Origin of the sequence: Bradyrhizobium icense (assembly GCF_001693385.1) — a bacterium.
GTDB lineage: Bacteria > Pseudomonadota > Alphaproteobacteria > Rhizobiales > Xanthobacteraceae > Bradyrhizobium > Bradyrhizobium icense.
This window is the reverse complement of sequence record NZ_CP016428.1, coordinates 4,647,156-4,659,338: the sequence shown is the minus strand read 5'-3', so window position 1 is coordinate 4,659,338 and position 12,183 is coordinate 4,647,156. Positions and strand designations below refer to the sequence as shown.

Annotated in this window: 17 protein-coding genes; 6 read left to right on the top strand and 11 right to left on the bottom strand. The window is 63.0% G+C overall.

Annotated elements, in window-relative coordinates:
- Window positions 1–5: 5 nt before the first annotated feature.
- The 5 genes from LMTR13_RS22040 to LMTR13_RS22015 all read right to left on the bottom strand — a co-directional run bounded on the left by LMTR13_RS22040 (window position 6) and on the right by LMTR13_RS22015 (window position 1,707).
- Window positions 6–230, bottom strand: coding sequence for a hypothetical protein (locus LMTR13_RS22040; protein ID WP_065729657.1), 225 nt, complete (start codon window positions 228–230; stop codon window positions 6–8).
- Window positions 231–240: 10 nt separating this feature from the next.
- On the bottom strand, window positions 241–654 hold the full coding sequence (locus tag LMTR13_RS42630; RefSeq protein ID WP_236843049.1) for a hypothetical protein: 414 nt from the start codon (window positions 652–654) through the stop codon (window positions 241–243).
- 83 nt (window positions 655–737) lie between these two features.
- Complete coding sequence (locus tag LMTR13_RS22025) at window positions 738–962, bottom strand: hypothetical protein (protein WP_065729656.1); 225 nt, start codon at window positions 960–962, stop codon at window positions 738–740.
- A gap of 15 nt (window positions 963–977) precedes the next feature.
- Window positions 978–1,160 carry a hypothetical protein gene (locus LMTR13_RS22020; RefSeq protein WP_065729655.1) on the bottom strand — a complete coding sequence of 61 codons (183 nt, stop codon included), beginning with the start codon at window positions 1,158–1,160 and terminating at the stop codon, window positions 978–980.
- 97 nt (window positions 1,161–1,257) lie between these two features.
- Entirely contained in the window at window positions 1,258–1,707 is a 450-nt protein-coding gene (locus LMTR13_RS22015; protein WP_065729654.1) for a DUF2267 domain-containing protein, read from the bottom strand.
- A 262-nt stretch (window positions 1,708–1,969) separates the two neighbouring features.
- On the opposite strand from LMTR13_RS22015, the gene LMTR13_RS22010 reads away from it, so the two are divergent.
- Complete coding sequence (locus tag LMTR13_RS22010) at window positions 1,970–3,592, top strand: ABC-F family ATP-binding cassette domain-containing protein (protein ID WP_065729653.1); 1,623 nt, start codon at window positions 1,970–1,972, stop codon at window positions 3,590–3,592.
- Window positions 3,593–3,632: 40 nt separating this feature from the next.
- Here the strand turns inward: LMTR13_RS22010 and LMTR13_RS22005 are convergent, their stop codons facing one another.
- Window positions 3,633–4,607, bottom strand: a complete 975-nt coding sequence (locus tag LMTR13_RS22005) for a glycerophosphodiester phosphodiesterase family protein (protein WP_065729652.1) — start codon at window positions 4,605–4,607, stop codon at window positions 3,633–3,635.
- A 162-nt stretch (window positions 4,608–4,769) separates the two neighbouring features.
- Here LMTR13_RS22005 and LMTR13_RS22000 point away from each other — a divergent pair, with 162 nt between their 5' ends.
- Both LMTR13_RS22000 and LMTR13_RS21995 read left to right on the top strand, forming a co-directional pair.
- A complete protein-coding gene (locus tag LMTR13_RS22000) occupies window positions 4,770–5,645 on the top strand; it encodes an MBL fold metallo-hydrolase (protein ID WP_065732882.1) in 876 nt (291 codons plus the stop codon).
- A gap of 22 nt (window positions 5,646–5,667) precedes the next feature.
- Window positions 5,668–6,345: a nitroreductase gene (locus LMTR13_RS21995; protein WP_065732881.1), complete on the top strand. Its 678-nt coding sequence runs from the start codon at window positions 5,668–5,670 to the stop codon at window positions 6,343–6,345.
- An 11-nt stretch (window positions 6,346–6,356) separates the two neighbouring features.
- Here LMTR13_RS21995 and LMTR13_RS21990 read toward each other — a convergent pair whose 3' ends face one another.
- On the bottom strand, window positions 6,357–8,438 hold the full coding sequence (locus LMTR13_RS21990) for a methyl-accepting chemotaxis protein (protein ID WP_065729651.1): 2,082 nt from the start codon (window positions 8,436–8,438) through the stop codon (window positions 6,357–6,359).
- A gap of 155 nt (window positions 8,439–8,593) precedes the next feature.
- Here LMTR13_RS21990 and LMTR13_RS21985 point away from each other — a divergent pair, with 155 nt between their 5' ends.
- Window positions 8,594–9,352 (top strand): SDR family oxidoreductase, encoded by a 759-nt coding sequence (locus LMTR13_RS21985; RefSeq protein WP_065729650.1) that lies wholly within the window; start codon window positions 8,594–8,596, stop codon window positions 9,350–9,352.
- A 153-nt stretch (window positions 9,353–9,505) separates the two neighbouring features.
- On the opposite strand, the gene LMTR13_RS21980 is transcribed toward LMTR13_RS21985, so the two are convergent.
- A complete protein-coding gene (locus LMTR13_RS21980; RefSeq protein ID WP_065729649.1) occupies window positions 9,506–9,760 on the bottom strand; it encodes a hypothetical protein in 255 nt (84 codons plus the stop codon).
- 214 nt (window positions 9,761–9,974) lie between these two features.
- Here LMTR13_RS21980 and LMTR13_RS21975 point away from each other — a divergent pair, with 214 nt between their 5' ends.
- On the top strand, window positions 9,975–10,214 hold the full coding sequence (locus LMTR13_RS21975) for a hypothetical protein (protein ID WP_083219130.1): 240 nt from the start codon (window positions 9,975–9,977) through the stop codon (window positions 10,212–10,214).
- Window positions 10,215–10,233: 19 nt separating this feature from the next.
- Here the strand turns inward: LMTR13_RS21975 and LMTR13_RS21970 are convergent, their stop codons facing one another.
- On the bottom strand, window positions 10,234–10,668 hold the full coding sequence (locus LMTR13_RS21970) for a hypothetical protein (RefSeq protein WP_065729648.1): 435 nt from the start codon (window positions 10,666–10,668) through the stop codon (window positions 10,234–10,236).
- 151 nt (window positions 10,669–10,819) lie between these two features.
- Here LMTR13_RS21970 and LMTR13_RS21965 point away from each other — a divergent pair, with 151 nt between their 5' ends.
- Window positions 10,820–11,608 carry an SDR family NAD(P)-dependent oxidoreductase gene (locus tag LMTR13_RS21965; protein WP_065729647.1) on the top strand — a complete coding sequence of 263 codons (789 nt, stop codon included), beginning with the start codon at window positions 10,820–10,822 and terminating at the stop codon, window positions 11,606–11,608.
- A 138-nt stretch (window positions 11,609–11,746) separates the two neighbouring features.
- On the opposite strand, the gene LMTR13_RS41775 is transcribed toward LMTR13_RS21965, so the two are convergent.
- Both LMTR13_RS41775 and LMTR13_RS21960 read right to left on the bottom strand, forming a co-directional pair.
- Window positions 11,747–11,905 carry a hypothetical protein gene (locus LMTR13_RS41775; protein ID WP_197520882.1) on the bottom strand — a complete coding sequence of 53 codons (159 nt, stop codon included), beginning with the start codon at window positions 11,903–11,905 and terminating at the stop codon, window positions 11,747–11,749.
- 9 nt (window positions 11,906–11,914) lie between these two features.
- Window positions 11,915–12,148, bottom strand: coding sequence for a DUF6894 family protein (locus tag LMTR13_RS21960; RefSeq protein WP_065729646.1), 234 nt, complete (start codon window positions 12,146–12,148; stop codon window positions 11,915–11,917).
- Window positions 12,149–12,183 lie beyond the last annotated feature (35 nt).

Genomic DNA, 12,183 nt, shown 5'->3' with positions numbered 1-12,183 from the left:
GCATTCTAACCGCGGCCCTTGTTGGCCGCGTGGTCTTTCAACTGCTCGGTTTGGGACCACTTGCTGTCCTGGCCACGATCGCGCGAATGCTCGGTCTTGTCGCGGTTGGAAAGCACCATGTTGTCGCCGATCAGGTCGTCCTGCACGTCGGTCATGGCGCCGGTCCCGGCGCCTTTACCCTTCGCGCCAGGCCCGTGATGCTTGCCGTCTCCGTGTGCTCCACGTGTCATGTTTCTATCCCTATGGCTTTTGAGGCTTGTGGCCCGGCTGGCCCGGACGATTGTGCTTGTTGTGCTGGCTTTCCTGGTTGAGGCCACCGCGGCTTACCGGAAATTCCGATTGGCGCGCTTCGCGCTTGACGGTTTTTGCACTGCCAGCTTGTTGCGTGCGCGCGATCTCCTCCTCCACCTGTCGCGCGTCGGGGACATCAGGCTTCCTTTCAAGGATGCGCAATTGCTGTTCGTGCGTCTTCTTCCCTTGCAGCGGCATTCTCCGCGGGCCGCTGTCCCGATCGTTTTGCGGCGGTCCGCGGCGCCTGTCGCGGACTTCTGCCTTGTCGATACCACCCTGTGGATTGGTATCATTCTCGATGTCGCCCTCGAAGGTATTGGCGCCCTCGAATTCGTCGAGTTCGTCGGACGTGACCTGCGCCATGGATGTTCCCTTCGAGCCCCCGATCAGCGGATTGCGAACAAGATCGACGTTAGTCGGTCTGTTCAGTTTGACGTGCTTTGTACTCATGACGCGTCTTTCGATGCCGGATGGGTGCCGCCGCCCTTTCGTTCCGGGTGGTGAGTGTGATGGCTGTCATGCTCGCCTCCGCCGCCGGACACTTTGCTGTGCCGGCGCTGCGGATCGTCGGCAGGCGGCTTTTCGGCGTGCAGCGGCGCCTTGGCGTTCTCGTGCGAAGCGCCCGGGCCGCCCTGGCGAATACTCGCGGGCGTCTTGGTTGAAGTCGACATGGTGCGCGCTCCTGACTAGCGATCCTGCTGATAGCCCTGATGAGTCGTGTTTTGCGCGGTGTTGCCCTGCTGACCCTGCTCACGGGGATTTTCAACGTGGCCGCGGCCCTTCCGAACTTCATGGGCGTTGCCGGATTTCGGATCGCCGGTGCCCTTGTGGCTTTGATTGTCCTGCGGCACGGGCGGAGGTCTGGTCATTGCTGGCTCCAGTTGTTGATTGTCTTTGCGCTGCAAGACAACGCCCGGCGAACACCAGGGTTCTTTTCGGGTTTCGGAACCGCGATCAGATGCCGCATCAGGCCGCCGATGAAACCTGGTTGTTGCGGGGCCACAACGCCTGAACGTCTTCCGGAAGCGCGTGGCGCACCTTCTCGACCTGATTGGGATCGATATGGTGGTTCAGAACGCGGAACACCGCCTGCGCTGCATCTTTGGCATTGACCGGTTTCTGCGAACTAAGTTCAGCAGAGACGATGGAGAGAAATTCATCTGCCGATCGCCATGCCTTCGGTGTTTCACTGGGGCGCCATTGGTCGTAATAGGTGCCGCGCACCAGTAGTGGAAGCTGCGCACCGAGATGTGCGGCCAGATTGACTGGAACCCGGTCACGGATGGTTCGCAACACCGAACCCAGAATATGCCATGCCAGCTTGCGATCGCGTGGCAGCGTCGCCATCACTTCATCCAACCACGTGTTGGTGATTTGGAGCGTTCTGTCGAATACTTCGAGACCTGTTGCGCTCATGGGAACTCTCCGTCGGTTCGATTGGAGATGACGGGCTAACGATGCCGGTACGGATCGGTTCGCAGCACTTGAAGGTTTTACCCGCTCATACGCGAGTTCGTTCGGCCACGCGGATATGTTTCCTGGGATGCAGTTGCAGCAACGATCCAGAACGCCGTCAGGTAGCGTTGCTTGTCGCGGCCGGGACATTTCGGAACCGCTTCCACAAGCACGCCAGATGTCCTAAGCAGCGGCCACCGCGATTTCTTCCCCTCAGGGCCCAATGATCCGTCTCGATAACGTCAGCAAGCAAGTCGGCCACCAAATCCTCTTCATCGAAGCCTCCGCAGCCCTTCAGAAGGGCGAAAAGATCGGCCTCGTCGGCCCGAATGGGGCGGGCAAGACCACGCTTTTCCGGATGATTTCGGGCCAGGAGCTACCCGACGAGGGCCAGGTCTCGCTCGATCGAGGCATTACTATCGGCTATTTCAGCCAGGACGTCGGCGAGATGTCAGGCCGCAGCGCCGTTGCCGAGGTGATGGACGGCGCGGGGCCCGTCAGCGTCGTGGCGAACGAGTTGAGGGAGCTCGAGGCCGCAATGGCCGATCCGGATCGCGCCGACGAGATGGAAGACATCATCGCGCGCTATGGCGAGGTGCAGCACCGCTTCGAGGAGCTCGACGGCTATGCGCTTGACGGCCGGGCCCGCGAGGCGTTGTCGGGCTTGGGATTCAGCCAGGAGATGATGGAAGGCGACGTCGGCGCGCTTTCCGGCGGCTGGAAGATGCGGGTCGCATTGGCGCGCATCCTGCTGATGCGGCCTGACGTGATGCTGCTCGACGAGCCCAGCAACCATCTCGATCTCGAGAGCCTGATCTGGCTCGAGCAGTTCCTGAAGGGATACGAGGGCGCGCTGTTGATGACTTCGCATGACCGCGAGTTCATCAACCGTATCATCAACAAGGTCGTCGAGATCGACGGCGGCACGCTCTCCACCTATTCCGGCAATTATGAATTCTACGAGCAGCAGCGTGCGCTGAACGAAAAGCAGCAACAGGCCCAGTTCGAGCGCCAGCAGGCGATGCTGGCCAAGGAAATCAAGTTCATCGAGCGCTTCAAGGCACGCGCTTCGCATGCGGCGCAGGTGCAGAGCCGGGTGAAAAAGCTCGACAAGATCGAGCGCGTCGAGCCGCCAAAGCGGCGGCAGACGGTGGCGTTCGAGTTCATGCCGGCGCCGCGTTCGGGCGAGGATGTCGTCAGCCTGAAGAACGTCCACAAGGGCTATGGCAGCCGCACCATCTATCAGGGCCTCGATTTCATGATCCGCCGCAGGGAGCGGTGGTGCGTGATGGGCGTCAACGGCGCCGGCAAGTCGACGCTGCTGAAGCTGGTAGCGGGCTCGGCCGAGCCCGACGATGGCACGGTGGCGGTCGGCGGCAGCGTGAAGATGGGCTATTTTGCCCAGCACGCCATGGACCTGCTCGACGGCGAACGCACGGTTTTCGAGTGGCTGGAGGATTCCTTCCCACAGGCGGGACAAGGATCGCTGCGCGCGCTCGCGGGCTGCTTTGGTTTCTCCGGCGACGACGTCGAGAAGAAATGCCGCGTGCTCTCGGGCGGCGAGAAGGCGCGGCTGGTGATGGCAAAAATGCTCTACGATCCGCCGAATTTCCTGGTGCTGGACGAGCCGACCAACCACCTGGATCTCGCGACCAAGGAAATGCTGATCAATGCGCTCGCCGAGTTCGAGGGGACCATGCTGTTCGTCTCCCACGACCGGCATTTCCTCGCTGCGCTCTCCAACCGCGTGCTGGAGTTGACGCCGGAAGGCATCCACCAATTTGGCGGCGGTTACACCGAATATGTCGCGCGCACCGGCCACGAGGCGCCGGGATTGCGGAGCTAACCTCCATAGACCGGATGGCGAAGCGCAATCCGGCTAAACACTATTTGCCTACCAGCGGCGCGATGGCCTCGATCTCATTGGTCCAGATGCCGCCGGAATAGTTTTGCGGCAACTGCGCAAATTGTTCAGGCGTATCTATTCCGCTCGAGAATTCGCCGCCTTGATAGGGGCCGAGCGCGAAGACTTCGCTGTTGGCCGCCTTCATGCGGCTGAGGAAGCGGTCCGGCCAGCCCCACAGCCATGGGGCGACGTTGATCGGCAGCATCACCATCGCGTGGTGGCAGGCCTTCGGCACCACGCCGCTCCAACCGTAGCCGATGTAGCCGAGCAGGCAGCTCTTGATCGTGGCGCGTGAGATCGTCCGGACATCCGGAAGGCGCTGGCGCACGATCTCGACCGGCTCATCGCCGCCATAGACCATGATCTGCGCCCGGCGTTCGGCGGGAAGCTTGTCCAGCACGGCCGCCAGCTTCTCGCCCTCGGACGCGTCGCGACTCTTGACGTTGATCAGCAGCCGCTGCTGCGGAAAGGCGGCCAGCACCTCGGCGAGTGTCGGCATCAGGCCGATGCCCTTGCCGCGAAACGGAAAGGTCTTGCCACCATCGGCTGTATAGCCATGGCCGATATCGAGCTTCTTCAAATAGGCCATGGAGTGTTCGCGCGTGACGCCGCGCCCGTCGGTGCGGCAATCCACCGTCCAGTCGTGAAACACCGCGAATTCGCCGTCGGTCGTCGGGTGAACGTCGAGCTCGATGACATCGGCGCCAGCCGCAAAACTGGCTCGCATCGATTCGATCGTGTTCTCCAGATATTGATGCGTTGACGGCAGCATTCGCGCTGCCGTGCAGGTGTCGTTCTTCAGCTCGCGTTCGTCAAAGCGCTGGGCAATGCCGCGATGCGCGAGCAGGACGGGCTTGCTCTGCTGATGGGCGGCGAGATGATTGGTGTTGTTGAGGTAAATGGCTGCGCCAAACACGGTGATCGCCGCCGCCGCATATTTCAGTTTCTTGTTCAAGGCTTGTCCCCGTTGATGAGGCGGATCGCTAGGCACAATTTCTGGTCGATTTGCGGCAGCGGATGCGGGAGGCGCGAAACGCATGGCGCTGCGCATCGTGCCGGCTTGTCGGTGCTGATGCTGCCCGTTACCGTGCTTCAAAAAATGGGGAGCGCAGCGAGGATGAAGCAGCTCAGGATCGGAGACATCACCATCGACGCGGTGATCGAGCGCGAGGGGCCGTGGCGGCGGCCGCAGGATTTCTTCCCGGCTTACGACGAGGCGGTGTTCAGGCATCACCTCGCGGGCATGGAGCCCGAGGTGTTTGACGCTGCGCTGGGGCTGATGGTCATCACCTACCAGACCTTCGTGGTCCGCACGCCGCGCTATACCATTCTGGTCGATACCTGCACCGGCGAGGACAAGGGCCATCCGCCGCCATTCGATTTTCCCGGCAAGGAGCGCTGGCGCAACGAGCTGTTCGCGCTCGGCATCTCCTACGAGCAGGTAGACTACGTGTTCTGTACCCATCTGCACATCGACCACACCGGCTGGAATACCACGCTGCGCGACGGGCGCTGGGTGCCGACGTTTCCCAATGCCAAGTACATATTCCACAAGCGGGAATATGCGGCCTGGGAGGCGGAGCATGCCAGGGGCGCCAACCCGCCCGGCACGGTCTTCCGTGACAATTGCCTGCCGATCGTCGAGGCCGGGGAGGCCGTCCTGGTTGACGACGATTACGCGCTCGACGATACCGTTACGCTGACGCCGACGCCGGGGCATTCGCCCTGTCATTGCTGCGTCAACATCTTCTCAAAGGGCAAGCGCGCGGTGGTGGCCGGCGATCTCATGCATCACGTCATCCAGTGCCGCGAGCCGGAATGGTCGGCCAAGCCAGACTGGGACCCGAAGCAATCAGCCGTCTCGCGGCGGAAATTCTTCGCCTCCGTTGCCGGCACCGACACGCTGATCCTGCCGATCCATTTTCCAGCACCGACAGTCGGCCTGATCACGGCTGACGGCGACCGCTTCGATTATCGATTCAAACGGGATTGATTGACCCATGGAAATGCAACGGATGGATTTCGAGACGCTGGTTCAGACCCGCAAGAGCGTACGCGGTTTTACCAAGGAGCCGGTTTCCCGAGCCGTCATCGAGGACATCATCGGGGTCGCCAAGCGCGCACCGTCGTCGATGAACACCCAGCCCTGGCATATCCACGTCCTGACCGGCGAACCGCTGGAGGAGGTGCGCCGTCGCAACATGGAGGAGATGATCGCAGGCGCCAAGCCCAAGCGCGATATCATCAGCCATGGCGAATACCAGGGCGTGCACCGCGGCCGGCAGGTCGATATCGCGAAAAAACTGTTCGCCGTGATGGGCATTGCGCGCGACGACAAGCCGATGCGGCAGGACTGGGTGCTGCGCGGCTTCCGGCAGTTCGACGCGCCGGTCTCGCTGGTCCTGACCTACGACAAGATTCTCGATCCCGGCGCGGTGTGCCACTTCGATCTCGGCGCGCTCTGCTACGGCATCGTGCTCGCCGCCTGGGACCGCGGGCTCGGCAGCGTCATCAACGGGCAGGGCATTATGCGCTCGGACATCGTGCGCGAGGTCGCCAACATCCCCGAGGACGAGGTCATCATGACCTGCGTCGCCATGGGCTATCCCGACGACAGCTTCCCCGCCAATGCCGTCCGCTCCGACCGCGAGCCGAACAGGGATTTCGTCCGCTATGTCGGCTTTGCGGACTGACTGGCGCGGCCTCAAGCCGCCCGCACCTCCGAGAGGAAGCGGTTGACCTGTCCGGCGATATCCTTGGACTGCGAGGACAATTGCTCGGCCGCGCCGAGCACCTGGTTGGCGGCGGCGCCGGTATCGTCGGCGGCCTTCTGAACGCCGGTGATGTTGGAATTGACCTCCTGGGTGCCGCGTGCGGCTTCCTGCACGCTGCGGGAGATTTCCTTGGTCGCCGAGCCCTGTTCCTCGATCGCGGCGGCGATCGCGGTGCCGATCTGGTCGATCTCGGCGATCACGTGAGCGACGTTCTGAATCGCCGTCACGGTCTGGTCGCTCGCCGCCTGTATGGACGCGATCTGCTCGGAGATTTCGGTGGTCGCCTTGGCGGTCTGCCCGGCCAGCGATTTGACTTCGGAAGCGACGACGGCAAAACCTCGGCCGGCATCGCCGGCGCGCGCGGCCTCGATGGTCGCGTTCAGCGCCAAGAGGTTGGTCTGCGCGGCGATGCTCTGGATCAGCGTGACGACGTCGCCGATCTTCTGCGCGCCCTCCGCGAGCGAGCGGGCGGTCTCGCCGGTGCGGCGCGCGTTCTCGACCGCGCGGGCGGCGATTTCGGTGGACTGCGCGACCTGGCGGCCGATCTCGGAGATCGACGAGGTCAATTCTTCGGTGGCGCTGGCAACCGTCTGTACGTTGGCGGAGGTTTGCTCGGAAGCGGCGGCGACGATCGCCGCCTGGCGGTTGGTGGCGGTCGCCGTGGACGACATCGACTGCGCGGTGTCTTCCATGACGGACGAGGCGGCCGAAAGTCCGCCGACGAGTTCGGTGACCTTGGCTTCGAACGCGCGGGTGAGTTCGTCGAGCACCTGGGCGCGGCGCATCTTGCCGTCGTTCTCGGCGGCCTTCTCCGCGGCAAGACGTTCCGCCTCGATCATGTTGTCCTTGAAGACGCGCACGGCTGACGCCATCGCGCCGATCTCGTCGCCGCGAGCGGCGCCGGCGATTTCACCGGATACATCGCCGCTGGCCAGCCGCGACATCGTTGCGGTGAGGTCGACGATCGGCTTGCAGACGCGGCGGCGCACCATCACGATCAGCGTAGCGCTGGCGGCGACAACCGCGATCAGGCCTGCCAGCGCAATCAGGAAGCTGAAGCGCGCGGCGGAATAGGCCTCACCGAGCACCTGCTCGGCGTTGTCGTAGAAGGCGTCGCGGACCGCAATGATGGACGCGAGACCGAGTTGCGTCTCCGCGTAGTAGGTTTCCATATTATGTTCATACTTGCCGCTGATGGCGCCGTCCTTGACGAGCTTCAGCTCTTTGCCGAAGCGATCGACATAGGCCGCGTTCATCTTGTCGAGCGCCGCGGCGACATTGGCCGGCGTAGAGGGATTGCCGCGCAGTTCCTGCAGCGACATCAGAATCTGATCGTTTCGCCCCTGTGAGCGGCTGATCTCCATCTTCTCGGCTTCGGTGGCTACCCGGTTGGCACCGATGAGATTCTTATGCAGGCTGGAGTTGAGACCACCGACGTCGCGTAGCGTCCAGGCGATATTTGCGTAGCTTGCCTGCCGGTAGGCCGTGCCGTCGAGCAGCGCGATCTTGCGCACCTGCTCGTCGAGCAGCGTCGTGACGGCCTTGTTGAAGACGGAGTTGTCGGAGACGATTTTCTTGGCAGCATCGCGGCGGGCTTCCGGCGGACCGGTAAGAGCCTTGTCGATGGTTGCGCGCAGCGCGGCGAACTGGGTATTCAGGGCATCGATGCTGCTCCCGACGGCAGCACTGTCTTCGATCGCGCCCTCCAGGGTTGCCTTGACCCGGTTCATCTTGTCGCGCGCCCCATCGGTGTTCTTGCGATATTTGTCGAGTTCGGCGAGCAGTTTCGGATCCACGGCAGGAGGTCCGTACATGATGTTGGTGGCAAAGCCGCGCTCGGGATTCATGTAGCGCGGGATGTCGCCGACCGCGCGCACCACCTCCAGCCGGCTCTGTGCGACCGAGACCTTGTCCATGGTTTGGTACTTCGAAACCGCCACATAGACGGCGAGCCCGCCGCCGACGGCGGAAAGGGAAACGATGGCAGCGGTGAGGAGGGTGCCGATTTTCATGGGATTTTAGGCCATTTGCGCTGGTACGGATGTGCGGACCGCCAGTATAGGTGGTGCAAATTAATTTACGGTTGCGCGCGTCACACTGGCCCGTTCCAGTTGGTCTCGGTGATGGCGCGGGGGGACTGCGGCGTTGGAGACAGAGGAGCGAGGAAATGAAGATCGTTATCATCGGCGGTACAGGTCTCATCGGTTCGAAACTGGCTCTGTTGCTCGCCTCTCGCGGTCACGAGGTGCTGCAGGCATCGCCAAGCAGGGGCGTTGATGCGGTGACCGGGGAGGGGCTGCAACCGGCGCTCGTCGGCGCCGACATTGTCGTCGACGTCTCGAATTCGCCCTCGTTCGAGGACAAGGCGGTGCTGCACTTCTTCGAGACCGGAACACGCAACCTGATTGCGGCGGCGAAACAGGCCGGTGTGCGGCACTGCATTGCGCTGTCGATCGTCGGTACCGACCGGCTCGAGAGCAGCGGGTATTTCCGCGCCAAGCTGGCGCAGGAGCGGTTGATCGAAAATTCCGCCCTGGCCTACACGATTCTGCGTGCCACCCAGTTCTTCGAGTTCGTCGGCGCGATCGCGGATTCCGGGCGCAGGGATGGCGCGGTCCATGTTTCCAGCCAGTTGATGCAGCCGCTGCTTTCCGACGAAGTCGCGGAAGCGCTGGCAGATGTGACGCTTGGCGAGCCCGCCAATGGCATATGCGAGGTCGCGGGCCCCGAAGCGGCGCCGCTTGCGGATTTCGTCGGCCGCTGGCTCCGCAAGCAGGGCGACGCCAGCAACATCGTCGCGGGCCCCGACGTGCCGTATTTCGGCGCGCCGCTTGCGTTGCGCACGCTGGTGCCGGACAACGGCGCCCGGATCATGCCGACGCGTTTCGACGATTGGCTGGGCACGATGATTTGCCCCTCGTGTTAAGCGAAATATTTTTGATTCCCGGGCTTGAAACACGATTTCTGAAAATCAGAAGTGATTGCCCGTCGTGCCAATTGGTCGTAGCCGCGTGTCGAATTTTTGCTTGAGCACGCGGCAAATCAGTTCGCGATCCGTTGCCTCATCCAGGCCACGAACTCACTGCGTTTCTTCGGTCGCACTCTTTCCGGCGGAGCGGGGCTGGGCCGTGGTCTTGGAACCCGTGGCATGACACGGCAGTTGGGTCCATGTGCCGTCGGCTTCCTGCTGATAGGCATGGCAGGCTGCGGAAGCCTGCGCTTCGCTCGTCTTCGGCGCATGGGAGTTCGTGCTGGAGTTCCTGGCGAGCGTCGGCGCTGCCAAGGTGAGGAGCGCGGCTGCCGAACCGAAGAAGATCGCTTGCCCTAATCGCATGGGAAATTCTCCTTTATCGAAAACGATGTGTTCTTCCTAAAAAGGATTGTGGAATTTTTTGGGAATGCCGATGGACGTACCGCCACTTGCTTAACGTTCTGCAAACGCCGGGCCCCCGACGGGCTGCAGCGCAGGACGAATTCTGTCCTCCGTGCAGGAACCAGTTTCTTCGGCCGTGCGTTGGCTTGGCATCATGCCGAGAGGCACAGCCTCCATGCGTCGGGAAAAGTCAATCTTCAATGCGCTGCTCACCCATTTCCTGATGGGCGTAGCGCTAGGGCTATCGATGGTCCTGCTGCTCGGCCTCATCGATGCCTTCCATGTCAGAGATCTCGTCGCCAAGAGTGACGCACCTGTTCAGACCACGGTGATGCTGGTGACGACCTACGGGTTGATGTTCGGCATCGGCGCGGCGCTGACCGGTTTGGTGCTGACGCTGGAGGAAGAGAACTGAGGCCGAACGGGCTGCCTGATCAGCGGCGCAGGCGGGCGATTGTGCCCGCGATGATCTGCATGGCGACGCCGACGACCCATCCGGCCATGATCATCCATATCCATGCCAAATCCGGATCCTGGCGCAGCACGATGACGCCGACGCTGGCGAACGCCGAGAGAGCAGCGAGGAAGGTCCCGATCGCGCTGAGCAGTTCCGGCGTGTCCACTTTGCCGACCCAGGCCTCATCGGTGGGCCGGCCGTTCGATGCGGTGAAGGGCCGGGGCGGCGTATCGATTCCCAGGTAAAAACCGACGGCGCCGCCGGTCATCATCAGCAGCAGGAAGGCCTGATTGGTGAGTGCGGCGTGGCTCGTCCCGACCAGAGCTGCCACAAACAGCCCGCTCGCGGCGCCGGCCATGGCAAGTCCAAGGCGTTCCAGGACGTGGGCGACTTTTCGAACGCCGGTTTGCATGACGGTGAGGCCGCCGGTTATGAAAGGGAGCTTAGGACGGTTTCCGATAAGGTGGAAGCAACCTAGCGGTGCGCGTAGTGCGCCGAGTTGATACAGCGCAAGATGTGTCGGCCTGTAGAATTGGGTATGCCTATTTCTGGGAGACGCGAACATGAGCCTGTTGGATATGCCATTCGATCCCGCGCGCGAGGCGGCGCTCGTCACCGGCGCGGGCAACGGGATTGGCCGTGCGATTGCGCAGGCGCTGGTGGGCGAGGGCGTCCGCACGGTGTTTGCCGATGTGAACCGGGACACGGTCTCGGCCGCAGCCAAGGCTTCGCCGCGGCCGGAACTGGCGGTGCCCTGGGTCGGAGATCTCGCCGATCCCGTTGCGCGCGAGGCTTTGCTGGCTGAAGCCGCGTCTGCCGTCGGGCGCGTGACGCATTTCGTGCACAGCGCCTCGCCGCCGCGGCGCGAAAGCGACCACGTGCTTGGCGTCACCACGGAGATTTGGGCGCAGATGCACGCGGTGAACCTTGATGCCGGATTCCATCTCTGCCGCGAACTGGCGCGAAAGCTGATCGCCGACAAAGCGCCTGGCTCGTTCCTGCTCCTGACGTCGCTGCATGCCGGCACGCCGCGCAACCTGCCGCATTACTCGACGGCGAAGGCGGGGCTTTCGATGCTGGTGAAGGAATTGGCCAAGACGTTTGGCCGCTGCAACATTCGCGTCAACGCGCTGGTGCCGGGCGCGGTCGCGGCCGGCGGCTTCGTCGCCGATCCCGCGCTCGCAAGGCATATTCCGCTTGGCCGGCTCGGCCAGGCCGAAGACCTTGCACCGGTGGCGCTGGCGGTGCTGTCGAACCGGATATCGGCCTATGTCACGGGCGCCGCGATCGTGGTCGATGGCGGGCTGTCGCTGACGAACTGGTTCGAGCCGCCGGACTTGGGGGATTTGTAGGGGCTACAGGGTGGGCAAAGGCGCTCTTGCGCCGTGCCCGCCATCTACCAGCAGGGATAGCGTTCGGTGGGTACGCGGAGCCTGTCATCGGGCGCGCATTCGCGCGACCCGTTGGCTTTGCCCACCCCACAAAACAGACTACGAATTGGGCGCGGCGTGCTTCGCGTGCCATTTAGGGCCGGGGCCGCGCATGTAGTGCAACTCGGGGCGGTAGGGGTTGCGTGCGATGTCGATCAGCTCGAGCCATCGCGCGGCGACCTGGTTCAGATATCGGAGAAGCGGTTGCATGGCCGGCATGGCGACCTCTCAATGCGGCTTGCCGAGCACGGACGAAAACGGCAGGGCGAAGATTTCGACATCGAGATCGTCGCTCGCGTGCAGCGTCCAGTCGCGCCAGTCCTCCGGCCCCTGCGCCGTGATCAGCGACTGCACGACGCGGGCGGCGTGGTCGCGCGCCTCGGCCAGATTTCCAACGGCAAGGCCACGCTGATCGATGCGTGCGCCTTCGGAATTGGAGCAGTGGAAATAGACCTGTGCCATGTCCGACTCCCGCCATTGCGATTCACGCTGAAAAA

Excerpts from the sequence above, each read along its gene's own strand:
- LMTR13_RS21970 (WP_065729648.1), bottom strand. The coding sequence starts at position 10,668 with ATGCAAACCGGCGTTCGAAAAGTCGCCCACGTCCTGGAACGCCTTGGA.
- LMTR13_RS21995 (WP_065732881.1), top strand. The coding sequence starts at position 5,668 with ATGGATTTCGAGACGCTGGTTCAGACCCGCAAGAGCGTACGCGGTTTT.
- LMTR13_RS22010 (WP_065729653.1), top strand. The coding sequence starts at position 1,970 with ATGATCCGTCTCGATAACGTCAGCAAGCAAGTCGGCCACCAAATCCTC.
- LMTR13_RS21960 (WP_065729646.1), bottom strand. The coding sequence starts at position 12,148 with ATGGCACAGGTCTATTTCCACTGCTCCAATTCCGAAGGCGCACGCATC.
- LMTR13_RS21980 (WP_065729649.1), bottom strand. The coding sequence starts at position 9,760 with ATGCGATTAGGGCAAGCGATCTTCTTCGGTTCGGCAGCCGCGCTCCTC.
- LMTR13_RS22015 (WP_065729654.1), bottom strand. The coding sequence starts at position 1,707 with ATGAGCGCAACAGGTCTCGAAGTATTCGACAGAACGCTCCAAATCACC.
- LMTR13_RS21975 (WP_083219130.1), top strand. The coding sequence starts at position 9,975 with ATGCGTCGGGAAAAGTCAATCTTCAATGCGCTGCTCACCCATTTCCTG.
- LMTR13_RS41775 (WP_197520882.1), bottom strand. The coding sequence starts at position 11,905 with ATGCCGGCCATGCAACCGCTTCTCCGATATCTGAACCAGGTCGCCGCG.
- LMTR13_RS22040 (WP_065729657.1), bottom strand. The coding sequence starts at position 230 with ATGACACGTGGAGCACACGGAGACGGCAAGCATCACGGGCCTGGCGCG.
- LMTR13_RS21990 (WP_065729651.1), bottom strand. The coding sequence starts at position 8,438 with ATGAAAATCGGCACCCTCCTCACCGCTGCCATCGTTTCCCTTTCCGCC.
- LMTR13_RS21965 (WP_065729647.1), top strand. The coding sequence starts at position 10,820 with ATGAGCCTGTTGGATATGCCATTCGATCCCGCGCGCGAGGCGGCGCTC.
- LMTR13_RS42630 (WP_236843049.1), bottom strand. The coding sequence starts at position 654 with ATGGCGCAGGTCACGTCCGACGAACTCGACGAATTCGAGGGCGCCAAT.
- LMTR13_RS22025 (WP_065729656.1), bottom strand. The coding sequence starts at position 962 with ATGTCGACTTCAACCAAGACGCCCGCGAGTATTCGCCAGGGCGGCCCG.
- LMTR13_RS22000 (WP_065732882.1), top strand. The coding sequence starts at position 4,770 with ATGAAGCAGCTCAGGATCGGAGACATCACCATCGACGCGGTGATCGAG.
- LMTR13_RS21985 (WP_065729650.1), top strand. The coding sequence starts at position 8,594 with ATGAAGATCGTTATCATCGGCGGTACAGGTCTCATCGGTTCGAAACTG.
- LMTR13_RS22020 (WP_065729655.1), bottom strand. The coding sequence starts at position 1,160 with ATGACCAGACCTCCGCCCGTGCCGCAGGACAATCAAAGCCACAAGGGC.